At 76.8% G+C, this 23,461-nt stretch carries 21 protein-coding genes and 1 pseudogene; 12 read left to right on the forward strand and 10 right to left on the reverse strand.

What is annotated here, in order from left to right:
• Positions 1–139: 139 nt before the first annotated feature.
• From ACFTWP_RS15525 to ACFTWP_RS15535, 3 genes and pseudogenes are all read right to left on the reverse strand, one after another.
• Positions 140–850 (reverse strand): methyltransferase domain-containing protein, encoded by a 711-nt coding sequence (locus tag ACFTWP_RS15525; RefSeq protein WP_380265038.1) that lies wholly within the window; start codon positions 848–850, stop codon positions 140–142.
• The gene (locus ACFTWP_RS15530; protein ID WP_380265147.1) at positions 847–1,536 is read right to left on the reverse strand and encodes a DUF2064 domain-containing protein; all 690 of its coding nucleotides are present in this window, start codon (positions 1,534–1,536) and stop codon (positions 847–849) included. The genes ACFTWP_RS15525 and ACFTWP_RS15530 overlap by 4 nt, the downstream gene beginning before the upstream one ends.
• A pseudogene (locus ACFTWP_RS15535) lies at positions 1,510–2,184 on the reverse strand (glycosyltransferase family 2 protein); the annotation flags it as partial. The pseudogene ACFTWP_RS15535 and the gene ACFTWP_RS15530, both read right to left, overlap by 27 nt.
• A 115-nt stretch (positions 2,185–2,299) precedes the next feature.
• Here ACFTWP_RS15535 and ACFTWP_RS15540 point away from each other — a divergent pair.
• A complete protein-coding gene (locus tag ACFTWP_RS15540) occupies positions 2,300–3,118 on the forward strand; it encodes a response regulator transcription factor (RefSeq protein ID WP_380265039.1) in 819 nt (272 codons plus the stop codon).
• Positions 3,115–4,287, forward strand: a complete 1,173-nt coding sequence (locus tag ACFTWP_RS15545) for a sensor histidine kinase (protein WP_380265040.1) — start codon at positions 3,115–3,117, stop codon at positions 4,285–4,287. The genes ACFTWP_RS15540 and ACFTWP_RS15545 overlap by 4 nt, the downstream gene beginning before the upstream one ends.
• A 51-nt stretch (positions 4,288–4,338) precedes the next feature.
• Here ACFTWP_RS15545 and ACFTWP_RS15550 read toward each other — a convergent pair whose 3' ends face one another.
• From ACFTWP_RS15550 to ACFTWP_RS15560, 3 genes are all read right to left on the reverse strand, one after another.
• Positions 4,339–4,959: a GDSL-type esterase/lipase family protein gene (locus tag ACFTWP_RS15550; protein WP_380265041.1), complete on the reverse strand. Its 621-nt coding sequence runs from the start codon at positions 4,957–4,959 to the stop codon at positions 4,339–4,341.
• 248 nt (positions 4,960–5,207) lie between these two features.
• A complete protein-coding gene (locus ACFTWP_RS15555) occupies positions 5,208–5,615 on the reverse strand; it encodes a hypothetical protein (protein ID WP_380265043.1) in 408 nt (135 codons plus the stop codon).
• Positions 5,616–5,690: 75 nt separating this feature from the next.
• Positions 5,691–6,764, reverse strand: coding sequence for an NAD-dependent epimerase/dehydratase family protein (locus ACFTWP_RS15560; protein ID WP_380265044.1), 1,074 nt, complete (start codon positions 6,762–6,764; stop codon positions 5,691–5,693).
• Positions 6,765–6,971: 207 nt separating this feature from the next.
• On the opposite strand from ACFTWP_RS15560, the gene ACFTWP_RS15565 reads away from it, so the two are divergent.
• On the forward strand, positions 6,972–7,430 hold the full coding sequence (locus ACFTWP_RS15565; RefSeq protein ID WP_380265045.1) for a universal stress protein: 459 nt from the start codon (positions 6,972–6,974) through the stop codon (positions 7,428–7,430).
• 182 nt (positions 7,431–7,612) lie between these two features.
• Positions 7,613–8,476 (forward strand): DNA-formamidopyrimidine glycosylase family protein, encoded by an 864-nt coding sequence (locus ACFTWP_RS15570; RefSeq protein WP_380265046.1) that lies wholly within the window; start codon positions 7,613–7,615, stop codon positions 8,474–8,476.
• Here ACFTWP_RS15570 and ACFTWP_RS15575 read toward each other — a convergent pair.
• The 3 genes from ACFTWP_RS15575 to ACFTWP_RS15585 form a co-directional block, all read right to left on the reverse strand.
• Entirely contained in the window at positions 8,424–9,065 is a 642-nt protein-coding gene (locus tag ACFTWP_RS15575; protein ID WP_380265047.1) for a uridine kinase, read from the reverse strand. The genes ACFTWP_RS15570 and ACFTWP_RS15575 overlap by 53 nt on opposite strands.
• Positions 9,066–9,174: 109 nt before the next feature.
• The gene (locus ACFTWP_RS15580; protein ID WP_380265048.1) at positions 9,175–9,495 is read right to left on the reverse strand and encodes a DUF4326 domain-containing protein; all 321 of its coding nucleotides are present in this window, start codon (positions 9,493–9,495) and stop codon (positions 9,175–9,177) included.
• Complete coding sequence (locus ACFTWP_RS15585; RefSeq protein WP_380265049.1) at positions 9,492–9,944, reverse strand: RDD family protein; 453 nt, start codon at positions 9,942–9,944, stop codon at positions 9,492–9,494. The genes ACFTWP_RS15580 and ACFTWP_RS15585 overlap by 4 nt, the downstream gene beginning before the upstream one ends.
• A gap of 316 nt (positions 9,945–10,260) precedes the next feature.
• Here ACFTWP_RS15585 and ACFTWP_RS15590 point away from each other — a divergent pair, with 316 nt between their 5' ends.
• The 3 genes from ACFTWP_RS15590 (at position 10,261) to ACFTWP_RS15600 (ending at position 15,487) form a co-directional block, all read left to right on the forward strand.
• Complete coding sequence (locus ACFTWP_RS15590) at positions 10,261–12,771, forward strand: SpoIIE family protein phosphatase (RefSeq protein WP_380265050.1); 2,511 nt, start codon at positions 10,261–10,263, stop codon at positions 12,769–12,771.
• Positions 12,772–12,899: 128 nt separating this feature from the next.
• Positions 12,900–14,738, forward strand: coding sequence for a sensor histidine kinase (locus tag ACFTWP_RS15595; RefSeq protein WP_380265051.1), 1,839 nt, complete (start codon positions 12,900–12,902; stop codon positions 14,736–14,738).
• Between the two features lie 80 nt (positions 14,739–14,818).
• Positions 14,819–15,487: a response regulator gene (locus ACFTWP_RS15600; RefSeq protein ID WP_380265052.1), complete on the forward strand. Its 669-nt coding sequence runs from the start codon at positions 14,819–14,821 to the stop codon at positions 15,485–15,487.
• A gap of 112 nt (positions 15,488–15,599) precedes the next feature.
• Here ACFTWP_RS15600 and ACFTWP_RS15605 read toward each other — a convergent pair whose 3' ends face one another.
• A complete protein-coding gene (locus ACFTWP_RS15605) occupies positions 15,600–16,028 on the reverse strand; it encodes an Lrp/AsnC family transcriptional regulator (RefSeq protein ID WP_380265053.1) in 429 nt (142 codons plus the stop codon).
• A 69-nt stretch (positions 16,029–16,097) separates the two neighbouring features.
• Here ACFTWP_RS15605 and ACFTWP_RS15610 point away from each other — a divergent pair, with 69 nt between their 5' ends.
• The 5 genes from ACFTWP_RS15610 to ACFTWP_RS15630 all read left to right on the forward strand — a co-directional run bounded on the left by ACFTWP_RS15610 (position 16,098) and on the right by ACFTWP_RS15630 (position 23,385).
• Complete coding sequence (locus ACFTWP_RS15610; RefSeq protein ID WP_380265054.1) at positions 16,098–16,823, forward strand: lysine transporter LysE; 726 nt, start codon at positions 16,098–16,100, stop codon at positions 16,821–16,823.
• 667 nt (positions 16,824–17,490) lie between these two features.
• Positions 17,491–18,231, forward strand: coding sequence for a transglycosylase family protein (locus ACFTWP_RS15615; protein WP_380265056.1), 741 nt, complete (start codon positions 17,491–17,493; stop codon positions 18,229–18,231).
• A 287-nt stretch (positions 18,232–18,518) separates the two neighbouring features.
• Complete coding sequence (locus ACFTWP_RS15620) at positions 18,519–20,240, forward strand: sigma-70 family RNA polymerase sigma factor (protein ID WP_380265057.1); 1,722 nt, start codon at positions 18,519–18,521, stop codon at positions 20,238–20,240.
• A 182-nt stretch (positions 20,241–20,422) separates the two neighbouring features.
• A complete protein-coding gene (locus ACFTWP_RS15625) occupies positions 20,423–22,627 on the forward strand; it encodes an RICIN domain-containing protein (protein ID WP_380265058.1) in 2,205 nt (734 codons plus the stop codon).
• Between the two features lie 116 nt (positions 22,628–22,743).
• Positions 22,744–23,385, forward strand: coding sequence for a hypothetical protein (locus ACFTWP_RS15630; protein ID WP_380265059.1), 642 nt, complete (start codon positions 22,744–22,746; stop codon positions 23,383–23,385).
• Positions 23,386–23,461: the final 76 nt, after the last annotated feature.

Below are 23,461 nucleotides of genomic sequence, written 5' to 3' on the forward strand. Positions count from 1 at the left end.
CGTCCGCGCACCCGTCAGTACCAGCGGGCACCCGTGCGGCGGCCCGCACCCGGCCGCGGCCGGCGAGACCGGGGCGGTGCCTGCCGCGCCCCCGGCCCGCCCGCCGCGGCGTCCGCACGCCCGGCCCGACACCGCGGCCTCACCGCCGGCCCGCGTCGTCGCCGCACGCCGGGCCGCACGCCGGGCCGAACGCCAGGAACCGGCGCCCGTCCGCCGTCCAGCGCTCCGTCTCGGCCAGCCCCGCGCCCGCCGCGCACCGGGCGGCCGCCGCCGCGCCGAGCCGGGCCCAGCGGAACGGCGGACCGAGGCGGCCGCGGCCGTCCTCGATCCGGACGGCCAGCCGCTCGTCCACCTCCTGCGGCTCCACCTCCACCAGCAGGCGTCCCCCCGGGCGCAGCAGCTGGGCGATCCGGCCGAGCAGGGCCGCCGGGTCACCGCCGATGCCGAGATTGCCGTCGGCCAGCAGGACCGCCCCCCAGCGGCCCTCGCCCGGCAGGCGCTCGAAGACCGACCGGCACAGGGCAGGGCCGCCGAGCAGCCGGGTGCGGGCGACGGCGGCCACCGTCAGGTCCACCCCCAGCGCGGGCAGGCCGAGGGCCAGCAGTCCGGCCACCAGCCGGCCCGGGCCGCAGCCGACGTCCAGCGCGGGCAGGCCCAGCCGGACGCAGCGCTCCAGCAGGGTGCGGTCGGCCGCGTCCGGCGGCGCGCACCAGCGCTCGACGTCCAGCCGGATCCGGCCGCCGTCCGGGGTGCGCAGCCAGAGCGGGCCGCGGCCGGTGCGGATCGCCTCCGTGAACGGGTCGTCGATCCACGGGCGGGCCGGCGCCGGCGCGCCGGCGACCGGCGTCACCCGGCGGCCCCGGCCGTGCCGGCGACCGCCCCGACCGACCGCCAGCAGGCCGCGAACGCGCCGCCCGGCACCAGCGCCGCGACCTCGGCGGCGTCCCGCGCGGTGTCCACGTCGGTCAGCAGCGGCAGCCGGCGGACCGTCAGGCCCGCCAGCGCCAGCCGCTCCAGCAGCACCTCGCCCGTCCGCGGGCTCGACATCGGCACCCCCACCAGCAGGCGGCGGGCCAGGTCGGCCGTCGGACGGGCCAGCCCGAGCGCCCAGAAGCCGCCGTCCCTGGCCGGGCCGAACCAGGCGTCGGCGCCCGCCCGGGCCGCCGGCGAGAGCTGCGCGGCCAGCGCCGCCGCGCTCAGCTGCGGGGTGTCCATCCCCACCAGCATCGCGGGCGCGCCGGCCGGGGCCGCCGCGAAGGCGGCGGCCAGCCGGACGTCCAGCCCGCCCGCCGGCTGCGGCACCACCTGCCAGCCGGCCGGCAGCCACGGCCCGGGCTCGCCGTCCAGGACGAGCAGCCGCCGCCCGGCCGGCACCGAGCCGAGCGCGCGCAGGGTGTCGGTCAGCGCCGCCTCGGCCAGCGCGGCCGCCTGCTCCGGCGTGCAGGGCGGCGTCAGCCTGGTCTTCACCCGCCCGGGCACCGGCGCCTTCGCGATCACCAGCAGGGTCGGCGCGGGGGCCGCCAGGACGGCCCGCATGTCCTGGACGGCCTGCCGGGTTCCGCGCAGGGTGCCGGTCACCTTGGAGCGGCCGGCCCTGGGCCGGTAGGCGACGTCCCGCTCGGCGATCCGCATCCCGGCGGCCGCGGCGGCGAGCACCATCTCCAGCGGATAGCCCGACCGGCGGTCGCCCAGGCCCAGGGCGAGCAGCCGCTCGCGGCGGGCCGCCCGCATCGGGCCCAGGTCGTGCAGCGGCGCGCCGGTGTGCGCGCGCAGCCGGCGGGCCAGCACCCGGTTGGCCAGCCGCGCGTGCACCGGCCACGCCCCCGGGGTGGTGGGCCGGCGCCGGCCGAGCACCAGGTCCGCCGATCCGTCGTCGAGCGGGGCGAGCACGCGGTGCAGCTGGGCGGGGTCGAGGGAGCCGTCGCAGTCCAGGAAGCAGACCGTCTCCGCGGTGGCGGCCAGCAGCCCGGCGTGGCAGGCGGCGCCGAAGCCGCGCCGCGGCTCGTTCACCACCAGGGCCCCGAGGGAGCGCGCCAGCTCGGCGGAGCCGTCCGTCGAACCGTTGTCGACGACGATCGCCCGCCAGCCGTCCGGGATCCGGGCGAGCACCCACGGCAGCGCCTCGGCCTCGTCCAGGCAGGGCAGCACCACGTCGACGGGCGGGGGAGGGGGAGTGGTAGTCACCCGGCTCACGCTACCCAGCGGAATCGGGACGAAAGCCGCATCGCCACCTTACGGAAGTCGTACGGGTGGCTCCGGCGGCCCCGACCGGCGGTCCGGGCTTCCTATCCTCGAAGGCGTGACGATCCCCGAACCTCCCCCGGCCGGCCCCACCCCGCCGGGCTCCGCCGGCGCCGAGACCGCCCGGCCGGCCGCCGCCCCCGCCGGGCCCGCGGCGCCGGGGTCGGCCGGCCGCGTCCTGGTCGTCGACGACGATCCCACGGTCGCCGAGGTGGTCACCGGCTACCTGCTGCGCGCGGGCTTCCGGGTCGACCGCGCGGCCGACGGGCTGGAGGCGCTCGCCGTGGCCGCCGCCACCCGGCCCGACCTGGTCGTCCTCGACCTGATGCTGCCCGGCCTGGACGGGCTGGAGGTCTGCCGCCGGCTGCGCGCCGGCGCCGGTGGCACGCGGCTGCCGGTGGTGATGCTCACCGCCAGGGGCGACGAGTCCGACCGGATCCTCGGCCTGGAGCTGGGCGCCGACGACTACGTCACCAAACCCTTCAGCCCCCGCGAGCTCGTCCTGCGGGTGCAGTCCGTGCTGCGCCGTTCCGCGCGCCCCGGCCCGGCGGCGCCGCCCGCCCGGCTCTCGGCCGGCGACCTCACGCTCGACCCGTCGGCCCGCCGGGCCTTCCGGGCCGGCCGTGAACTGGCCCTCACCCTGCGCGAGTTCGACCTGCTGGCCTTCCTGCTGCGGCATCCGGGGACGGCCTTCGGCCGGGAGGAGCTGATGCAGCGCGTCTGGGGCTGGGAGTTCGGCGACCTGTCCACCGTCACCGTGCACGTCCGGCGGCTGCGCGAGAAGGTCGAGGACGACCCGGCCGCACCCGCCCTGATCACCACCGTCTGGGGCGTCGGCTACCGCTTCGACCCCGCCGGGAAAGGCCCCGTCCTGTGAAAGACCTCCTGCTCATCACCGCCTTCGCCGCGCTGGGCGCGGGCGGGGCGGGCCTCCTCGGCTGGCCGGCCGTCCGGCTGCTGCGCCGGCGTTCGGTCGCGCTCTCGCTGTTCTGCGTGGCGGTGGTCACCGTCCTCGCGATGACCACCGGGACGCTGGTCGTCGCGCAGGCGATGTTCCTCTCGCACCACGACCTGGGCGTGGTGATAACGGTGCTCTGCATGGCGGCGGTGGTCTCGCTCGCGACCGCGGCGCTGCTGGGCCGTCAGGTGGTGGCCGGCAGCCGGGCGCTGGCGCTCGCCGCCCGGACGGTCGGCAGCGACGACGGCTTCACCGCGCCCGACCGGCCGCTCGGCGCCGAGCTCGCCGCGCTCAGCGCGGAACTCGCCGCCACCAGCGCCCGGCTCGCCGAGTCCCGACGGCGCGAGCAGACCCTGGAGTCCTCCCGGCGGGAGCTGATCGCCTGGATCTCGCACGACCTGCGCACCCCGCTGGCCGGGCTGCGCGCGATGGCGGAGGCCCTGGAGGACGGCGTCGCCGAGGACCCGGGCCGCTACCACGCGCAGATCCGCACCGAGGTGGACCGGCTCACCGGCATGGTCGACGACCTCTTCGAGCTCTCCCGGATCCAGGCCGGCGCACTGACCCTCTCGCTCGCCCGGGTCTCGGTGTACGACCTCGTCGGGGACGCCATCGCGGGCGCCCACCCGCTGGCCCGCCAGCGCGGGGTCCGGCTGCTCGGTGGCAGCGTGGAGCCCGCGCCGGTCGAGGTGGACGGCCGCGAGATCACCCGGGTGCTGGGGAACCTGCTGGTCAACGCCATCCGCTCGACCCCGATCGACGGCGTGGTGGCCGTCGCGGCCCGTCAGGAGCTCGGCGAGGTGGTGCTCTCGGTGACGGACGGCTGCGGCGGCATCCCCGAACCGGACCTGCCGCGGGTCTTCGAGACCGGCTGGCGCGGCGTGAGCGCCCGCACCCCGCGCGAGCCCGTCGGGATCGGCACCGGGTCCGCGCCCGGCGACGCCCGGCACGGCGACAGCGGCGCCGGCCTCGGGCTGGCGATCGTCCGTGGCATCGTCGAGGCGCACGCCGGCCGGGCGAGCGTGCACAACGTCGCCGGCGGCTGCTGCTTCGAGATCGCCCTGCCGGCCGCCGCCGTCCTGCGGTAGCCCTCCCGGCCCCACCGCGCCCGCCACCCGGGGCCGGACAGCCGGGTACGGTCAGCCGGGCCGCCGCTGTTCGGCGAGGCACAGCCAGGCGGCCCAGTGCGGCGCCAGCAGGGCGGCGAACTCCTCGTAGCCGGCCGCGCCCGGGTGCGAGCCGTCGCCGACGCGTACCTCGTGCATCCACACCGCGTTCCCGCTCAGCGGCCGGTGCGCGGCGACGTACGGGACGCCCGCCTCCCGGCAGAGCGACGCGAAGCGCTCGTCCAGCCGCGCGGTACGGAGGTTCTGCCCGGGGTCGGCCACCGGCGGCGGGGCGACCACCAGGGCCTGCCAGCCGCGTCCGGCGGCCCCGTCGAGCATCTTCGCCAGATTGGCCGTCGACTCCTCGGGCGCCACCCGCGGGCGGCCGCCCTCCAGGGTGGTGTCGTTCACGCCGAGGGAGAACACCACCCGCCGGTCGGTGCCCTCCGCGAGCCGCCGGGCGCACTCCTCCTCCCAGCGGGCGAGGATGTCGGCGGAGGTCTGCCGCCGGACGCCGAGGTTGTAGGGGGTCACCGGCTGACCGGCGGCGAAGGCCCGTGCGGTCAGCCGCCCCGGCCAGCCCAGGCAGAGGGGATCACCGACGCCGGCGACCAGGGAGTCCCCGACGAAGCAGATGCGCAGGTCACGAGTCATGGGCCGATCGTCGCAGCGGCGTTCGGGCCGGCGGGGGCAATTTCACTCCGTGGACTCGGACGGACCGGCAACCGGGGGGTGGGTGATGGAGCGGGGTCCGGGCCGAGTCCGGCACGGCGGAGGTGGGGGCACCTCCCGGCCGGAGGCCGGGGGCGGAGTGGCAGCGGAGCTGCGGCGCCTGACGACAACGCCGTCCGTGGGGGAGGGAGCCCGGGCGCCGCGCCGCCGCCCCCACGTGCCGGTCGGTCTCAGCAGTAGGTCTCGACGTAGAGGAGCACCCGGCCGGCGGAGACGAACTCGAAGGCGTGGTGGAACGGCAGGTGCCCGTCGGCGGCGTTGAGCCGTGGCCGGATCTCCTGCCAGGCGGCGGCCCGGTCGGCCGCCGGTACGTACACCGGCACCAGGCGGTCGCCGTCCTCGTCGTACTCGTCGTCGCCGGTCCACAACAGGTCGGCGCCCAGGGCCAGCCGCTTGGCCCGCCGGGTGTCGATCGGGCCCCGGGACAGTGCCCACCGGCACCCCTCGGCGTCGGTGAACCCGCCGTCGTGCACCGGGTCCAGGTGGGCCGGGCCGTACCGCTCGGCGGGCTCCGCCGGCGGCCCCACGGACTCCAGCAGCCGGGCGAAGCTCCGGGCGGGAGCGTGCTTGCGGGCCATCCGCCCAGCATGCCACCCCGGCCCGCCCGCCTGTCACTCCGCCCGCCCGTCACCCCGCCCGGCCGACAACCCCCGTCACTCCGACTGTCCGTCACCCCGCAGCGGTGCCACAGCGAAGGCGGCCATCCCGGCCGCGAAGCCGACCTCCGGCCGCCAGCCCAGTTCGGCCCGCAGCCGGGACGAGTCGGCGGTGACGTGCCGGACGTCGCCCAGCCGGTAGCGGCCGGTCACCACCGGGGCCGGGCCGCCGTGGGCCCGGGCCAGCGCCGCCGCCATCTCGCCGACGGTACGGACCTCGCCGCTGCCCACGTTGAACGCCCGCGCGCTGCCCGGCGGCCGGCCGGCCAGCGCCCGCAGGGCGGCGGAGTTGGCCGCCGCGACGTCCCCGACATGCACGAAGTCCCGGCGCTGGCGGCCGTCCTCGAACACCGCCGGGGCCTCGCCGCGGGCGAGCGCCGAGCGGAACAGCGAGGCCACCCCGGCGTACGGGGTGTCGCGCGGCATCCCCGGTCCGTACACGTTGTGGTACCGCAGGGTCAGCACCCGGCCGCCGCAGGCACGGGCCCAGGCCGCGGCCAGGTGCTCCTGGGCCAGTTTGGTCGCCGCGTAGACGTTGCGCGGGTCGGCCGGGGCGTCCTCGGTGGTCAGCCAGGGGGCGAGGGCGGCGCCGCAGTGCGGGCAGGGCGGCTCGAAGCGGCCGGCGTCCAGCTCGGCGACGACCCGGGGGCCGGGTGCCACGTCACCGTGCTCGGGGCAGCGGTAGCGGCCCTCGCCGTAGACCACCATCGACCCGGCGAGCACCAGGTCGTGGACACCGGCGCGGTCCATCGCGGCGAGCAGCACCGCGGTGCCGAGGTCGTTGCAGGCCACGTAGTCGGGGGCGTCGCCGAGGTCCAGCCCGAGCCCCACCATCGCGGCCTGGTGGCAGACCGCGTCCACCCCGTCCAGGGCGCGCTCCACCACGGCCTCGTCCCGGACGTCGCCGTGCACGAACTCCACGCCCTCCGGCAGGTCGACCCGGTCCGGGCCGCCGGGGTGGACGGCGGGCAGCAGCGCGTCCAGCACCCGGACGGCGTGGCCGTCGGCGAGCAGGCGGGAGGCGACGGCGGACCCGATGAAACCGGCACCGCCGGTGAGCAGAACATCCATGCCGTCGACGCTAGGGCGGCCGGCCGGCCACGGGCCGCACCGACGGCACGCCGTCAGCGGTTCGTAAGGCGTCGGCGGTTCGTCGGGCGCGCCGCTGCGGGGACAGAGGGGTACCCGGCGTCGCGGTGGGCCGTGTGGCGGCGGTCGGAGAAATGTCTGATTGATCTATATATAGGGGAGTACCTGAAGGCGAGCGAGGAGGACGGCATGGGCAACGGTGCGGGTGGCCGGATCGTGGTCGGCGTGGACGGTTCGGCGGCGTCGCGGAGCGCGCTGCGGTGGGCGGTCGAGCAGGCGCGGGTGACCGGCGCGGTGGTCGAGGCGCTGAGTGCCTGGGAGTACCCGGCCTACTACGGCTGGGTGGGCTCGGTGCCGGTCGCCGACGGCTTCGACCCGCAGGAGCTGGCCACCAGGACGCTGGCCGAGACCGTCACCGAGGTCGCCGGCGCCGAGCCGCCGGTCAAGATCTCCCAGCTGGTGATCCCGGGGAACGCCGCCCGGGCCCTGCTGGACGCCGCCGTCGGCGCCACCCTGCTGGTGGTCGGCAGCCGTGGCCTGGGCGGCTTCACCGGCGCCCTGCTCGGCTCGGTCAGCCGCCACCTCACCGAGCACGCGCCCTGCCCGGTGGTGGTGATCCGGGAGGGTCAGGAGCGCGCCGAGGCCTGACACCGGCGCGCACCGGGCCGTGCCCGCCCGCCTGCGCGCCGGCCCGCGCCTCGTCCGCGCGCCGGGCCTGCCCCGGGCCGCGACCCGTCCCCGACCACCCGGGCCACCCGGCCGGCTCGCCGCCCGCGAGCCGGCCGGCAGCCGGGCCTGACACCCGCACGCCGACGCGTCAGGATGGACCCATGCCCGAAGGCGACTCCGTCTACCGCGTGGCCCACGACCTGCACCAGGCGCTGGCCGGCCTGGTGCTCAGCACCGCCGACCTGCGGGTTCCCGCACACGCCGCCGCCGACCTCACCGGCCGGCTGGTCCTGGACGTCACCCCGTGCGGCAAGCACCTGCTCGCCCGCCTGGAGGGCGGCCTCACCCTGCACACCCATCTGCGCATGGACGGCCGCTGGGCGCTCTACCGCCCGGGCGAGCGCTGGTCCGGCGGCCCGGCCTGGCAGATCAGGGCCGTCCTCGGCACCGAGTCGGTGACCGCCGTCGGGTACCGCCTGCCCGTCGTCGAGCTGCTGCGCACCGCCGACGAACACCGGGCCGTCGGCCACCTCGGGCCCGACCTGCTCGGCCCCGGCTGGGACCAGGCGGAGGCCGTCCGCCGGCTCCTCGCGGAGCCCGCCCGGCCGCTCGCCGAGGCCCTGCTCGACCAGCGCAACCTGGCGGGCATCGGCAACGTGTACGCCGCCGAACTCTGCTTCCTGGCCGGCCGCACCCCCTGGACGCCGGTGGGCGAGCTCCCCGCCCCCGACCGGCTGGTGGCGCGCGCCCGGCAGCTGCTGGAGTCCAACAAGCTGCGCCCGGGGCACGTCACCACCGGTGACGCCCGGCCGGGCCGCGCGCACTGGGTGTACGGCCGGGCCGGGCGCCCCTGCCGCCGCTGCGGCACCCTGGTGCTGACCGCCCGGCTGGGTACCCCGCCGCAGGACCGGGTGGCCTACTGGTGTCCGACCTGCCAGCGCGGCCCGGCCCCGCCGGGGGCGGCCCGCCCGCTCATGGCCGCTCGACCAGAGCGGGGTGGCGGGGGTCGTCCACCCGCACGGTGAGGTCGGCCGCGTCCGCGGGCCCGGTCTCGGCCTCGTAGCGGGCGAAGGCGGGCAGCGTCCACCGGTCCTCGGGCGGCGTCCGGCGAGCCAGCGCGGCCGGTGTCATCGCCAGGTGGACGGTCAGCTCGAACGGCAGCCAGCGCCCGAGCAGCAGCTCACCGTCGAGCAGCAGCACGCCGCCCGGCGCCAGGTGGGTGTACGCGGCGCGGGTGGCGCGGTCGGCCGCCGCGTCCCAGAAGGTCGGCAGCACCCGGCCGCTGCCACCGGGCTCCAGCGGGTCGAGCAGCTCGCGGAGCAGCGCGCCCTCGTCGAGCCGCAGGTCGTGGTACGCGTCCGGGTCCTGCCTGCCGTACTCCAGCCGGATCGAGGCCGGGCGCAGGAAGTCGGCGGCCGACACCCGCAGCGCCGGCAGTCCGCGCAGCCGCAGCGCCCCGGCCACGGCGTCCGCGAGCTCCCCGGGCCGGGCGGCGGGGGCGCCGTCGAGGGCGGCGCGCAGCCGGCCGCCCTCGGGGAGCGCGCCGGCGAGGTCGGTGATGCGGTCGGCGAGGTGTTCGGCCAGCCGCTCGGGCGAGATGGGGTGTACCTGCACACCGCCATCCTGCCCTGCCGGCCGTCCGCCTCCGACGGCCCGGGGCCCCATCCCGACCGCGTTGCCGGGCGGTGCGGGGCGCTGTGTCGGCGAGGTGCCCGTCGGGTCGTCAGTCCCCGGCGTCGGCGAGTTCGGCGAGCACCTGGGCGTGGCACGCCTCCGGTACGCACCAGCAGCCCAGCCGGTGCCCGCGCAGTTCGGGGAGGCGCGCCAGCAGCTCCGGCTGCTCCAGCAGCCAGGCGCGGTACCGGGCGACGACCTCCTCCCGGGTGCCGTCCGGGCCGGGGCGGAACGGGCTGGAGAACGGCGAGGTCGCCAGGTGCCAGCCGCCGCGGTGCATCGCACGGCCCACGTAGACGACGTCCGCGTAGTCGGGATCGTCCCGGTGGCCCTTGAGGTTGACCACCGTGGTGGGGCGGTCGGCGGTCATCCGGTGCTCTCCTGCCGGCTGGGGGGCTGCCAGTCGCGGGCCAGCGGCTCGGGCAGCGGAGGCTCGGCCGGGGTCACCACGGTCTTCATGATCTTGTCCGCGAAGGTCTGCCGGCGGCCGTCCCAGAGCGGCCAGAGGAACCCGAGCAGGCAGGGCAGCGCGTCCAGGAGATGGCAGACGTCCCGCAGGAAGGACTTCCAGGTGCCGATCGGCCGGCCGGTGGCCGCCCGGTGGAGGTGGGTGTCGAGCAGCTTCTTGCCCCAGCTCTGCCCGCGGCCGCCGAGGTACCAGCGGTTGTGGACCAGCAGGGCGAGGGACACCACGCCGAGCGCGACCGCCGGCCCGGTGCTCCCCGGGGCGACCAGGGCCGCCACGCCGGACGGAAGGCTCACCAGGAAGTAGTCGACCAGGTACGAGGACACACGGGACCACCAGGGCGTGAACCTCATCGGGACCGCCGTTCTCGGGAGGGGGCGCGGGCCGTCACTCTGTCATGCTGACGCAGCCCCGGCGGCCCGCAACCCGGAGCGGTCGGACGGACGGCCCGTGCCTGCGCCGCCCCGCCGGAAACCCGGGGCCGGAGGCCGGACGCCACGCCTGCCCGCAGTCGCCCGCCCGGAGTCGCCAACGGTCAGACCGCCGGTGACCCGCCGGTGACCCGCCGGTGACGCCGACCGCGGCCCGGACCGGTCGGAGCAGGGAGGACGCCGCCGTCCGCCCGCCGTCCGCCTTGACAGGCCCCGGCCCCCGGCGTAGCAAGAAGAGATGCGCCAAGGTGTACCGGCGGACCAGCACGGCCCGCCCGAGACCGGCGGTACCAGGGCGGAGCGCGGCGACGCGCACCGCCCGCGGGCGAACGTCGCCGGGCCCGCCGGGCACGAGGTCGACGTCCTCCTCGCCGCCGCCGTACGCAAGGCGCTCGGCACCACCCAGGCCTACGGCGGCGCGATCCACCTGCACTCGCGCGACCGCCGCTCGCTGGTGCTCACCACGGTCGCCGGGGTGCCGCTGTCGCTGCTCAGCCCGATGCGCCGGATCGCCGTCGCCGGGCCGCTGCCCGCCGCCGTCAGCTACCGCACCGGTCGGACGGTCACCCTGGCCGACACCGAGGACACCATGCGGCGCTTCCCGCAGCTCGCCGTCGGCATGCCCTACGACTTCTCCTCCGCCTGCGTGCCGATCGCCGCGGACGGGCACACCTTCGGCGTCCTCACCGCCCTCTGGCCGGCCTCCCAGCACGGCGTGCCGGACCGGGCCCGGCGCCACCTGCGGACCATCGTGAACCGGCTCGGCGCCGCCCTCGCCGAGCTGGAGGCCGGCGGCCACCGGATCGAGGCGGCGGGGGACACGGCCGTCGTCGAGCTGCCCACCCCGGCCGTCGCCGTCACCCGGGTCGGACTCTTCGACTGGAACCTCGCCACCGGCCGGCTCGCCGCCGACGACGAGATGTGCGAGCTGTTCGGCGTGGCTCCGGCCGACTTCGACGGCCGCGCGGTGACCCTGATGGGCCGGATCGCTCCCGCCGACCTGCCGGAGTTCCGGGCCGCCGCCCGGGCCGCCCTCGACCACGGCCGGGTGCTGGCGACCCGGGTCCGGGTGCTGGAGCGGGACGGCCACGCGTACCCGGTCGAGCTCTGGGGCCGGGTGCCGGCCACCGGGCCGGTCGGCCGCTCCCACCTGGTCGGCGCCGTCCTGGACAGCCGGACCGGAACCGCCGCCGCGGCCGCCGTGGAGCGACTGCGCGACGGCGTCTTCTCCCTCGACCCCGACGGCGTGGTGGGCTACGTCAACCGCAGCTGCGAACTGCTCCTCGCCGCCCGCCGCGAGGACCTCATCGGCCACCACCCCTGGGACGTGCTGCCCTGGCTCGCCGACCCGGTGTACGAGGACCGCTACCGGGCCGCGATGCTCTCCCAGCAGCCCACCGCCTTCCTCGCGCTGCGCCCGCCCGACACCTGGCTGGCGTTCTCCCTCTACCCCGACGCGCACGGCGTCACCGGCCGGGTGGTCGCCGCCGAGCCGCCGCCGGGCGGCAGCGCGCCGATCGCCGAACCGCCGGTCCTCGCCCGGCCCGGCATCGGCTCCACCTACCACCTGCTCCAGCTGGCCAGCGCGCTCACCGAGGCCGTCAGCGTCAAGGAGGTCTGCCGGGCGGTGGCCGATCAGATCCTGCCCGCCTTCGGCGGTCAGCAGCTGGCCATCTACACCGTCCGGGACAAACGGCTCCACCTGGTCTCCCAGACCGGCTACCCGGACGGCTTCCTCGACCGCTTCGAGGGCACCCCGATGGGCACCCGGCTGCCCGGTGTCGAGGCACTCAGCTCGGGCACCCCGATCTTCTTCGAGTCCGTCCACCAGCTCTCCGCCGCCTACCCCGGCATCCCGCTCGACGAGATGCGGGCCTGGGCGTTCCTCCCGCTGATCGCCTCCGGGCACCCCGTCGGCAGCTGCATCCTCGGCTTCGACGAGTCCCGGCCGTTCACCAGCGAGGAGCGCGGCCTGCTCACCGCCCTGGGCGGCTTCATCGCCCAGGCGCTGGAGCGCGCCCGCCTGTACGACGCCGAGTTCGCCCTGGCCCGGGGCCTGCAGCAGGCACTGCTCCCGCACCGGCTGCCCAGGATCGAGTCGATCCGGATCGCCGCCCGCTACCTGCCCGGCACCCAGGGCATGGAGATCGGCGGCGACTGGTACGACGCGATCACCACCAGCTGCGGCGCCTGCCTGGTGATCGGCGACGTCGAGGGGCACAACGTCGGCGCCGCCGCCACCATGGGCCAGCTCCGCAGCGCCGTGCGCGCCTTCGCCAGCGGCGGCGCCCCGCCGGGCGAGGTGCTCAGCCGCACCAACCGGCTCATGGTGGACCTCGACCCGGGCCTGCTCGCCAGCTGCTGCCTGCTCTACCTGGAGCCCGCCACCGGCCGCGCCTGCGCCGCCCGGGCCGGCCACCTGCCGCCGCTGGTCAAGCACCCCGACGGGCACACCGAGGTGCTCCACCTGCCCGGCGGGCCGCTGCTCGGGATCGACAACCACGCCGAGTTCCCCGTCACCGAACTGGTCCTCGCCCCCGGCTCCGTCCTCGCCCTCTACACCGACGGCCTGGTGGAGGAGCCGGGCAGCGGCATCGACGAGGGCATCGACCGGCTGCGCACCACCCTGGCCCATGCCGAGGCGGCCGGCCTCGACGACCTCGCCGACCAGCTGCTGCGCGACGCCAGGCGCTCGGCCCACCGCGCGGACGACGTCGCCCTGCTGCTGGCCCGCTACCAGCCGCGCTGACCGGGGCGGTGGGGCGGGCGCCGGGCCCGGTACCGGTCCCCCCGCCCCGGCCGGCGTCGACTTTCGTCGCGGCGGCCCGAGACGAAGGGGGGCGGCCGGCCGGCCCCGGCGCCGGTTAGCCTCGCCGGGTGGCAGCGACGACGCGGGCAGCGGACGGTACGGCGGACTCGGGGACGACGGCAGGCGGTACGGCCGGTCCGGGTCCGGCCGCGGACGGTGCCTCGGCGTCGGCGCCCGGCGGACGGGCACCCCGCAAGCCCGGCCGCGGCCCGGCGCTCACCGGTCTCACCGGTCTCGGCGGTCTCGGCGGGATCAGCGGTCTGGGCGGCAGGGTCCTCCACCGGGTGCTCCCCGGGCCGTGGGGCGGTCGGACGGCCGTGCGCGAGGGCGTCGGCCTGCTCGTCGTCGCCGGCCTCACCGCGCTGATCGTGTCCCTCGGCCACCAGGGCCCGCCCGAGCTGATCGGCTTCACCGCCTCCGCCGCGCTGCTGTTCGCCGTGCGGCGGGGCCTGCCGGTGCCCGTCCTGCTGGTGACGGCGGCCGGCGCCGGGGCGATCGACGGGTTCGCCCCGCTGCTGGTCTGCGCCGCCTGGTCGGCCGGCTACCGGGTCACCCGGGCGCTGCCCATGCTCGGCGCGATGGCCGCCTCCTTCGTGCTGGTCACGGCGACGGCCGTCTGGCGCGGCGACGACGTGGTGCCGGCCAAGGGTGTCGCGGGGCTGGCCGTGGGCGGCTTCCTGCTGATCGCCGCGCTGCCCGCACTGGCCGGCCGCTACCGGGCGCAGCGCCGGACCCTGCTCGAAGCCCTCCAGGAGCGCAACCGCCAGCTGGAGCGCGAGCGCGTGATGATCGCCCACCAGGCCCGGCTGCGGGAGCGGCACCGGATCGCGCAGGACATGCACGACAGCCTCGGCCACCAGCTGGCGCTGATCTCCGTCCACTCCGGCGCCCTGGAGGTGGACCGCTCGCTCGGCGACCCGCAGCGCGCGGCCGTCGGGGTGCTGCGCCAGGCGGCCGTCGCCGCGATGCGCGAGCTCCGGGTGGTGGTGGGGGTGCTGCACGAGGAGTCCGCGCCCCCGGGGGCCCGGGCGGTCGGCGGCGCCGGCGGCGGGCTGGACGGCATCGAGCCGCTCGCCGCGAAGTCCCGGGCGGCCGGGGCGGACGTCGAGCTGAGCCGCAGCGGCGAGGAGCGAGCGCTCCCGGCCGCCGCGGAGCACGCCGCGTACCGGATCGTGCAGGAGGCACTGACCAACGCCCACAAGCACGCGCCGGGCGCGCCGATCACCGTCGCGCTGCGGTACGAGCCGGACGCGCTGGTGGTCGAGGTCGCGAACGGCCCGGCACCCGAGCGCCCCGCCGACGCCCCGGTGGTCAGCGGGGGCCAGGGCCTGACCGGGCTGCGCGAGCGGGCCCGACTGGTCGGCGGGATGGTGCACGCCGGGCCGCGCGCCGGCGGCGGCTGGCGGCTGGCCGCCGTCCTGCCCTACGAGCAGGACGGCGTGCCGGCGGGCGTCGAGGGCGGTGACGACGGCGTCGACGGCCCGACCGGTGGCCCGGACGCTGCCACCGGGCCGACCGCGGCCCTCGCACCGCGGGGCCGGCGCAGCCCGGCGGTCGGCTGCGCCGTCGGCGCCCTGGTGGTGGTGCTGGCCGTGCTCGGGCTGCTGGTCTGGGGCGTCGTCGGATTCGTCCACGCGCTGGACGACGCCACGGTCAGCAAGAAGACCTACGAGTCGATCACCGTCGGCGGCTCCGAGGCCGAGGTCCGGGCGAAGCTCCCGGCCGGCAGCCGCCTGCTGACCCAGGGCTACCAGGGCACCGGGCCCACGCCGCCGCAGGGCGCCACCTGCCTCTGGTTCGTCTCCGACGAACCGGGCCACGACGGCTTCGACGACGAGTACGTGGCCCGGTTCTGCTTCAAGGACGGCACGTTGATCGACAAGCAGCACTACCGTGCGAAGGTATGACCGAGCCGTCCGCCGTGCGGCCGGGGCCGGGCCGACCCGCAGCCGCCCCGCCGACCCCTGCCCGTCCAGGAGGACCAGCAGTGATCCGAGTCCTCGTCGCCGACGACGAGCCGCTCATCCGCGCCGGGATCAGGATGATCCTCTCCTCGGCCGAGGACATCGAGGTGGTGGCCGAGGCCGCCGACGGCCGCGAGGCCCTGGAACTCGCCCGCGCCCACGGCGCGGACGTGGTGCTGCTGGACATCCAGATGCCCGTCATGGACGGCCTCACCGCGCTGGCCGAACTGCCGAGGGCGGCGCCGGGCGCCCGGGCGCTGATCCTCACCACCTTCGGCGAGCGGGACAACGTGCTCCGGGCGGTGGCCGCCGGCGGCGCCGGGTTCCTGCTGAAGGACACCGCGCCGGCCGAGCTGATCCAGGCCGTCCGGGCGGCGGCCGGCGGCAACGCCTTCCTCTCACCGGTGGCCACCCGGTTCATCGTGGACAGCCTGGCCGCCGGCCCGGCGGGCCCGGCCGTGGCGAGGACCGAGGCCGCCCGCCGGCGACTGGAGGGCCTCACCCCGCGCGAACTGGAGGTGCTCGCCCTGCTCGGCGAGGGCCTCTCCAACGCGGACGCCGGCGCGCGGATCCACATGAGCGAGGCCACCGTGAAGACGTACGTCAGCCGGATCCTGGCCAAGCTGGGCTGCGACAACCGGGTCCAGGCGGCGCTGCTGGCCAGGGACGCCGGGCTGGACGCCGCCGGCTGAGCCCGGCGGGCGGGGACGGGTGAGCGGGGCCGGGTGAGCGGGGCCGGGGCGAAGGGACGCCGCCGTGCCACCCCGCCACCCCGCCCGAGCGTGAGCCGGGGCCGGGCGCCGGTCAGCGGGCGGCGATCCGCAGCGCCAGCCGGGTGCTGGAGTGGGCCACCCCCGCCTCGTGCTTGAGCCGCCGCAGCAGGTGGTCGAGGGCCGCCGCGTCGGCGGCCCGCGCCCGGAGCAGGTAGTCGTGGGCACCGGTGACGTGCACCGCCTCGGTGACACCGGGCAGGCGCAGCACCGCCGTCTCGAAGGCGTCGCTGTCGGTCTCCGGCCGGAGCGTCACGTCGATGAAGACGGTCAGGCCCGGGCGGCCGTCGGCGGCGGGGTCGACGAGCGTGGTGAAGCCGCGGATCACGCCCGTCCGGATCAGTCGCCGCACCCGGTCCGCCGCCGCGTTGGAGCTGAGGCCGACCCGGGCCCCGAGATCGCGGTAGGAGATCCGCGCGTCCGCCCGCAGCTGACCGAGGATCTCACTGTCCAGTTCGTCCATACCGCGATTATCGCGGCCGCGGGCGCCGTTCGGCCGGGTAACCACCCGCCGACCCGCGACGGTGGCCCGATGACCGACTACTTCACTCTGACGGACGGACCGGTGGCGCACGCGGCGCTGGCCGGCGGCGCGGCCGGGCTGGGCGTGGCGCTGCCGCTCGGCGCGGTGGGCGTCCTGCTGCTGGAGGAGGGCCGGCGCGGCTGGCGCCCGGCGGCGAGCGCGGCGAGTGCCGTCGCACTGGCCGACCTCCTGTACGCGGCACTGGCGGTGACCGTCGGCTCCCGGGTCGCCACCGCCCTCGCCGACTGGGAGGTGTGGACGCGGGCCGCCTCCGCCGCCCTGCTCGGCCTGATCGCGGCCAGGGGGCTGCTCTCGCTGCGCCGCTCGGCCGTCGTTCCGCCCGTCGTTCCGCCCGTCGTGCGGGCCGTCGTCCCGCCCGCCGGCGGTGATCGCTCCCGGGCTGCCCGGGCGGCCCCGGCCTTCGTCCGCTTCCTGCTGCTGACGCTGGTGAATCCCACGACGGCGCTCTACTTCGTCGCGCTGGTCTCGGCCGGCGGTCCGGGCGGCTCCGGTCCGGGCGGCTCCGGAGCGGGGGCGCCCGTGGTCGGTGCCCCGGCGGGGGCGGCGTTCGCCCTCGGGGTGTTCGCAGCCTCGCTGGTGTGGCAGCAGACGCTGGCGGGGCTCGGCGCGCTGGCCGGTGCCCGCCTGGTCGGTCGCCGGGCGCGGACGCTGACGTACGGCGTCGGGTACGGGCTGGTGGCGTACTACGCGGTGCGGTCCGCGATGCCGGTCTGAGCGGGCCGCGTTCCTCTCCACCCCGGGAGCCGTGGAGTGACTCGGGCGGTGTGCGGCGATCGGGGCGGTGTTCGGGGCGACGGGACGTCCGGTGCCACCGGGTCCTCCCGGGGGTTGCGGGTGTTGAGAGTCCGTCGGGCGCGGGGGAGGGTGTGGCGGGCGCCACCCGGGGCCGCCGTCGGCGGGCGGATCGGCGGCCGGAATGCCACGGTCCGTCGACCGGTGATGGCTCTGTGTCGTGCGTGTGGGCGGGCTCACAGGGGTTCCGCTGTGAGCCGGGGCACCGAAATGTCCGTTTTGATCATGCAAATGATGGCGAATAGCCTTAATTCGGACATGATTCCTTGATCGATACCGCCGGTAACGTCGGGCTGACCTGGGGAAACACCTCAATGGTTGAACCAAACCTCCGGGAACCGTAGCTTCATTGGAGTCGGTGCAACGAGCACCACCCGGGTTCACCCCCACCGCACGGCCCGCCGGATCACCCGGCGCGGAACGTGCCCGCCGTAGCGACCGGATCGAACGGGTCGCAGGTGTGCGGAGGGTTGCCGGGGCGGCGCGGCACGCTCCTGCGTGTCCGGCCGCCCATCGAGTGAGGCGAGCGAGACGGGCCCTTCCGGGGTCTGGTTCCGCATGCCTGCCCGGGACTGTCGAGAGGACCTACATGAGCTTCCGTAACGAGACCGCCGCTGCCACCAAGACCGCCACCAAGCGCAACCGCGTGCGGATGGCCCTGATCGGCGGGGCCGTCGTGACCCTGCCGGTGGCCGGCCTCGTCACGGCCAACTCGGCCTCCGCCGCCTCGGTGTCGACCTGGGACAAGGTCGCGCAGTGCGAGAGCACCGGCAACTGGAGCATCAACTCCGGCAACGGCTTCTACGGCGGTCTGCAGTTCACCTCCTCCACCTGGGCCGCGTTCGGCGGTACCGCGTTCGCGCCGCAGGCCAACCAGGCCACCAAGGCGCAGCAGATCGCCATCGCCGAGAAGGTGCTCGCCTCGCAGGGCCCCGGCGCCTGGCCGGTCTGCTCCGTCAAGGCCGGCCTGACCGCCGGTGGCGCGGCCGCCGCTGTCGACACCGCCGCCGAGGCGCCCGCCGCCCCGGCCAAGAAGGACGTCAAGCCGGTCGCCCCCTCCTCGGACGCGGCCGCCACCAACTCGGCCGCCAAGCAGGCGCCGAAGGCGGACGCCGAGCAGAAGTCCACCTCCACCGACGCCGTGAAGTCGTGGAAGTCGACCGGTCACAGCGGCGCGGCCAAGGGCAGCTACACCGTCAAGAGCGGTGACACCCTGGGCGAGATCGCCGCCAAGTTCGGCACCTCCGTGTCGAGCCTGCACGCCAAGAACGTCCAGGTCATCGGCGCCAACGCCGACCTGATCTACCCGGGCCAGACCATCACCGTCTGATCCCACCCGCACCCGGCGGCCGCCCCCTCCTCGGAGGGGGCGGCCGTTTCGGCGTTCCGGCGCCCCGTCAGTGTCCTGACGGTCCCGGCCGGGTGCCTCCCCGCCTCCCTCGTCGCCCCCTCCGAGCCCTCCTCCTCGTCACCTCCCGCCTCCCGTCGACGGCTGCCCGAAGGCAGGATCCCGATCCTCCGAGAACTCGTTCGGGATTTCTGTTATCCGTGCGACGGCCCCGGGTCTCCTAGGTGTCGGAGCATTTTCGGGCAGGTCCACGGGGAGAGCGGACGCAGGTGAACAGTGCATACGGAGCCGCCACGGTCGCGGCGGCGCAGGCCGGGGACGCGCGGGCGCAGGGCGAACTGATCGCGGAGTGCCTGCCGTTGGTGTACAACATCGTCGGCCGGGCGCTCAGCGGGCACGCCGATGTCGACGACGTCGTGCAGGAGACCATGCTGCGGGTCGTCGACGGGCTCGGCGGCCTGCGCGACGCGACCTGCTTCCGTTCCTGGCTGGTGGCCATCGCCATGAACGAGGTCCGCCGCCACCAGCGGGCGTACAGCTCCGCCGCGTTCTGCGACGGCCTGCACGAGGCCCAGGAGGTCGCCGACCCGGGCGCCGACTTCGTGGGGCTCACCATCGTCCGGCTCGGCCTGTCCGGCCAGCGCCGGGAGGTGACCGAGGCGACCCGCTGGCTGGACCAGACCGACCGGGAGCTGCTGTCGCTCTGGTGGCTGGAGGCCGCCGGCGAGCTGACCCGGGCGGACGTGGCCAGTGCTCTGGCGCTGTCCCAGCAGCATGTGACGGTCCGGGTGCAGCGGATGAAGACCCAGCTGGAGGTGGCCCGGGTCGTGGTCCGGGCGCTGTCGGCGGCGCCGGCCTGCGCGGAGCTGGAGTCGCTGACGGAGGCGTGGGACGGCGCGCCCGGCCCGCTGTGGCGCAAGCGGATAGCCCGTCACGCCCGGGACTGCGTGGCCTGCGGCGGGCACCGCAACGGCCTGGTCCCCGCCGAGGGGCTGCTGGCCGGCCTGGCCTTCGTCCCGGTGCCGGAGCACCTGGGCGGGGCGCTGCCCACCGGGTTCGGGTCGGCCGGGAGCGCGGCCCCCGGGACCGGGCCCGCCGGCCCGGCGCCGACCCCGGGCGGCGACCCGATCCCGTCCGCCCCGACGCCCACCCCCGCAGCACCGCCGCCCGTGCCCACCCCCGCAGCACCGCCCGCCCCCGTGCCGGCGCCGACCGCGGGCGCCACGGCGGCCCGGCAGGCGGCCCGACGGTCGCTGCGGCAGGTGCCCGGTTCGCCCGCGGTGCTCGGCAGCATCGCCGCGGTGGCGGCCGTGGCCTGCCTCGCGTACGTGGTGCCGGAGGGGTCGCGCCCCGCCGAGGTGCGGCCGGTGGCCGCGCCCGCCGAGCCGCAGCCGTCCCTCAGCGTGCCACCGACCGCACCCGGGACCCCGTCCCCCGCGCAGCCCTCGCCCGTGCCGGCGCAGACCGCGGGCCCGGCACCCGCCGCCGAGTCCGCACCCGCCACCGTGCCGCCGACCGCCCCGCCCGGTCCCAAGCCGGTGCGAACCCCCGCCACCGTGCCGCCACCGGCGCCGGTCGTCGCCGCGCCGGCGCCGGCGGTGGCGCTGGACCCGTTCGAGCGCGCCCTCGTCGATCTGCTCAACGGCGAGCGGGTGAAGCAGGGTTGCGCCCCGCTGCGGGTGGACCCGCGGCTGAGCGAGGCCGCGCAGCGGCACTCGGACGACATGGCCGCCCGCGGGTACTTCGACCACACCGACCCCGACGGCGTCACCGCGCCCCAGCGGATCACCGCCGCCGGCTACCGCTGGACCACCTACGCGGAGAACATCGGCTTCGGCCGGGACGACGCCGCCGTGGTGGTGGGCGAGTTGATGAACACCCCCGACCACCGGGCGCACATCCTGAACTGCGCGTTCAAGGACATCGGCGTCGGCGCCCGCTTCGGCCCGGGCGGGCCGTGGTGGACGCAGGACTTCGGGGCGGCCCGCTGACCGACGGCCGGCGCCCGGACCACTCCGCCCGAACGGCACCCCCCAACCACACCCTCGGCCGAACCACACCCTCGACCCTCCGGCCGCAAGGCCGACTTCCCCCACGCCAGACCCCTTCGTCGGCGAACCCCCGCTCAGGCATGCCCTGAGCCGATTCCGCACAAGCAGACAGGACGATCGAGATGTCACGAAGGCGCGCCCTTCCCAAACGCAGTCCGCGCACCCTGCTGGTCACCGCCGCGGCCCTGGCCGCCGCGGTGGCGGCGAGCGTGATCGGTGTCAACACCGTGACGGACGCTCAGCGCCCCGCGGCGGCCTCCGCCGACGCGCTGGCGGACGCCGGCGTCGTGGGGCAGGCGGCGAACGGCACCGCGGCGCCCTCCCCGGCGTCGAAGCCGCAGCACAACGAGCCGCCCACGCCGATCAAGGAGATACCCAAGGACGACCCGGCCCGTGGCCTGGTCTACACGGGTCTCAGCCCGGCGCCGAAGGAGGACCCGTGCGTCGGCGTGTACACGGTCTCCGAGGCCGCGCTCTGCACGCACGGCCCCGACGCCCCGCCGGCCGGCGTGGACGTCCACAAGGACACCGCGCCGGTGGTGGCCGCCGTCGACCCGGCACCGGCGGTGCCGGGGGAGGGCGACGCCAAGGCGCCGTCCGCCGCCGACCTGCTGGCCGGTGAGCCCCCGGTGATCGACGCGCAGACCGGCAGCGTGCTGGGCGCGGCCCCGACCGGCCAGCCCGCCGCTGCCGCTGCCGCCGCCGCTCCGGCCGCCGGCTCCGCTCCCGCCGCCGCCCCGGCGGGCACCGCGGTGGTCTGCGACGGCGACGGGACCACCGGCAACCGCGTCCAGGTGCTCTACCTGCACGCACCGGGCCAGGACCGCTTCGCGCAGTACCTGCCCTCGTTCAAGAAGTGGGCCGCGGACACCGACGCGATCTACAACGCCAGTGCCGGGGAGACCGGCGGCGTGCGCCACGTCCGGTACGTGACCGCCGCCGACTGCACGGTGTCGGTGCTCGACGTGGAGATCTCGGCGGCGGCGCTGCACGAGTTCGGCTCCGCCAACGACGCGCTCGCGGCCCAGGGCTACAACCGCCGCGACCGCAAGTACATGATCTTCGCGGACGCCCAGGTCTACTGCGGCATCGGCACCTTCAACGGGGACGAGCGGCCCGGCCAGGACAACCGCAGCAACTTCGGCCCCTCGTACGGCCGTACGGACACCGGGTGCTGGGGCGGATCGACCGCCGCGCACGAACTCGGCCACAACCTCGGCGCGGTGAACAACAGCGCCCCGCACACCAGCAAGGCCGGACACTGCGTCGACGAGTGGGACATCATGTGCTACTCGGACGCGCCGTACTACCCGAAGATGCAGACGGTCTGCCCGGACCGCGCCAAGGACGACCGGCTCGACTGCAACCACGACGACTACTACAACACGGCTCCGCAGCCCGGTAGTTACCTGACCACGCACTGGAACGTCGCCAACAACCAGTTCCTGATCGCGGGCGGCGGCACCAAGCCCGACCCCAGCCCCAGCCCCTCGCCGAGCCCTTCGACCAGCGCCCAGCCCAGCCCCGGCCCGAGCACCAGCGCGAAGCCGAGCCCGAGCCCGTCGCCGACCCTCAAGCCGACGCCGACCGCCTCGCCCAGCCCCACCTCCTCGCCCGCGCCGACGGCCGGTCCGGACGTGACCGCGAGCCAGATCACCCAGAACTCGGCCGTCCTCAGCTGGCCCGCCGTGGCCTCCGCCGCCGGCTACGAGATCCAGCTGAACGGCAAGGCGCTGGCCACCGTCCGCTCCACCGTGGTGCGGGTCGTCCAGCTGCGTCCCGACACCGCCTACTCCTTCGCGGTCGCCGTGCGCGACCAGCGCGGGGCCACCACCAAGCCCGGCCACCCGGCGGCCTTCCGCACCCCGGCCGCCGGCGGTGGCGGCACCGGCCCCACCGTGCCCGGCAAGTCCTACCTGCTGCTCAACAGCCTCACCGGCCAGTCGGCCGACATGTGGGGCAGCTCCACCAACGACGGCGCCGTACTGATCGGCTACCAGCGCACCGGCTACGCCAACCAGCGCTGGCTCTTCGACGACGCCGGTGACGGCTTCGTGCGGATCAAGTCCGCCGTCTCCGGCAAGTGCCTGCAGACCGGCGGCCGGCTGGTGCCGGGCCAGTACGTGATGCAGCAGACCTGCAACACGGCCGCGACCTCCCAGCGGTGGAAGCTGACCGCCGCCGGCAGCAGCTACACCCTGACGGCCGACGGCGGCCCGCTCGTCCTCGGCGTCAGCAGCCGCTGGTACTACGGCGGCCGCCTGCTGGAGCTCCAGCAGCCCGACAGCCAGGGCTACCAGAACTGGACCGTGCAGCAGGCCTCCTGAGCCGACGCACCACCCGGCCGTACGGAGGGGCTCCCCCTCCGTACGGCCGGCGTCCGATCCGGCAGGGCCCGACCCCCGGCGGGCCCTGCCCCCTGACCACTCGACGAGGAGTCACCTTGCCGACGCGCAAGCGCTTCACCGCCCTTCCCGCGGCCGCCCTGCTGGCCGCCCTCGCCGTCCTCGGCCCGGCCGGTCCGGCCGCGGCCCACGGCGACACCATCCGGTTCCGGATCGCGGGCGCTCCCGACGGGCACCCCCGGGCGGTCGCCAGCTGGGAGCACGACGGCGACCCGGTGGACGAGGAGGTCGGTGCCACGCTCAGCGCGGTGTCCCCCGACGGGCGCACGCTGGGCCCGTGGCGGCTGGTGCCGGTCCAGGGGAGTCCGGCGACCTTCAGCACCCGCGAGGTGCTGCCGGTGGGCCGGTGGACGGTCACGGTGGAGTCCGGGTTCCCGGCGCTGGGGCGGGGCGAGGCGGAGCTGACGGTGGACGTGGTCCAGGACCCGGCGCCGACCGCGACCGCGCCCCCGGGCTCGGCGCAGCCCCCGGTGGCGACGGCCGGGCCGGTCGGGCCCGCCGCGGTCACCTCCGGGGCGGATCCCGCGGGCGCCACCGCCCGGGCGGTGACCACCACGGCGTCGGAGCGGCCGGCGAAGGGCGCGACGATCGGCCGGGGCGTCGCCGCCGTCGCCGCCCTCGTGCTCGGCACCGCCGCCGTGGTCGCGCTGCGCGCACGCCGTCGCCGCACGGCCGGCTGACCCCTCACGCCCGGCCGACCCTCGACGCCCGGCACCGACCGGCCGCCGGTCGGCCGTAGGCGGTGGGCGGCGCCAC

This window comes from Kitasatospora sp. NPDC057015 (genome assembly GCF_042673745.1).
Classification (GTDB): domain Bacteria; phylum Actinomycetota; class Actinomycetes; order Streptomycetales; family Streptomycetaceae; genus Kitasatospora.

What these genes read in the sequence shown, in the direction of transcription:
- ACFTWP_RS15585 (WP_380265049.1), bottom strand. Translation starts at nt 9,944, where the DNA reads ATGAGGTTCACGCCCTGGTGGTCCCGTGTGTCCTCGTACCTGGTCGAC.
- ACFTWP_RS15615 (WP_380265056.1), top strand. Translation starts at nt 17,491, where the DNA reads ATGAGCTTCCGTAACGAGACCGCCGCTGCCACCAAGACCGCCACCAAG.
- ACFTWP_RS15550 (WP_380265041.1), bottom strand. Translation starts at nt 4,959, where the DNA reads ATGACTCGTGACCTGCGCATCTGCTTCGTCGGGGACTCCCTGGTCGCC.
- ACFTWP_RS15605 (WP_380265053.1), bottom strand. Translation starts at nt 16,028, where the DNA reads ATGGACGAACTGGACAGTGAGATCCTCGGTCAGCTGCGGGCGGACGCG.
- ACFTWP_RS15590 (WP_380265050.1), top strand. Translation starts at nt 10,261, where the DNA reads ATGCGCCAAGGTGTACCGGCGGACCAGCACGGCCCGCCCGAGACCGGC.
- ACFTWP_RS15570 (WP_380265046.1), top strand. Translation starts at nt 7,613, where the DNA reads ATGCCCGAAGGCGACTCCGTCTACCGCGTGGCCCACGACCTGCACCAG.
- ACFTWP_RS15565 (WP_380265045.1), top strand. Translation starts at nt 6,972, where the DNA reads ATGGGCAACGGTGCGGGTGGCCGGATCGTGGTCGGCGTGGACGGTTCG.
- ACFTWP_RS15560 (WP_380265044.1), bottom strand. Translation starts at nt 6,764, where the DNA reads ATGGATGTTCTGCTCACCGGCGGTGCCGGTTTCATCGGGTCCGCCGTC.
- ACFTWP_RS15555 (WP_380265043.1), bottom strand. Translation starts at nt 5,615, where the DNA reads ATGGCCCGCAAGCACGCTCCCGCCCGGAGCTTCGCCCGGCTGCTGGAG.
- ACFTWP_RS15530 (WP_380265147.1), bottom strand. Translation starts at nt 1,536, where the DNA reads ATGCGGGCCGTCCTGGCGGCCCCCGCGCCGACCCTGCTGGTGATCGCG.
- ACFTWP_RS15580 (WP_380265048.1), bottom strand. Translation starts at nt 9,495, where the DNA reads ATGACCGCCGACCGCCCCACCACGGTGGTCAACCTCAAGGGCCACCGG.
- ACFTWP_RS15625 (WP_380265058.1), top strand. Translation starts at nt 20,423, where the DNA reads ATGTCACGAAGGCGCGCCCTTCCCAAACGCAGTCCGCGCACCCTGCTG.
- ACFTWP_RS15610 (WP_380265054.1), top strand. Translation starts at nt 16,098, where the DNA reads ATGACCGACTACTTCACTCTGACGGACGGACCGGTGGCGCACGCGGCG.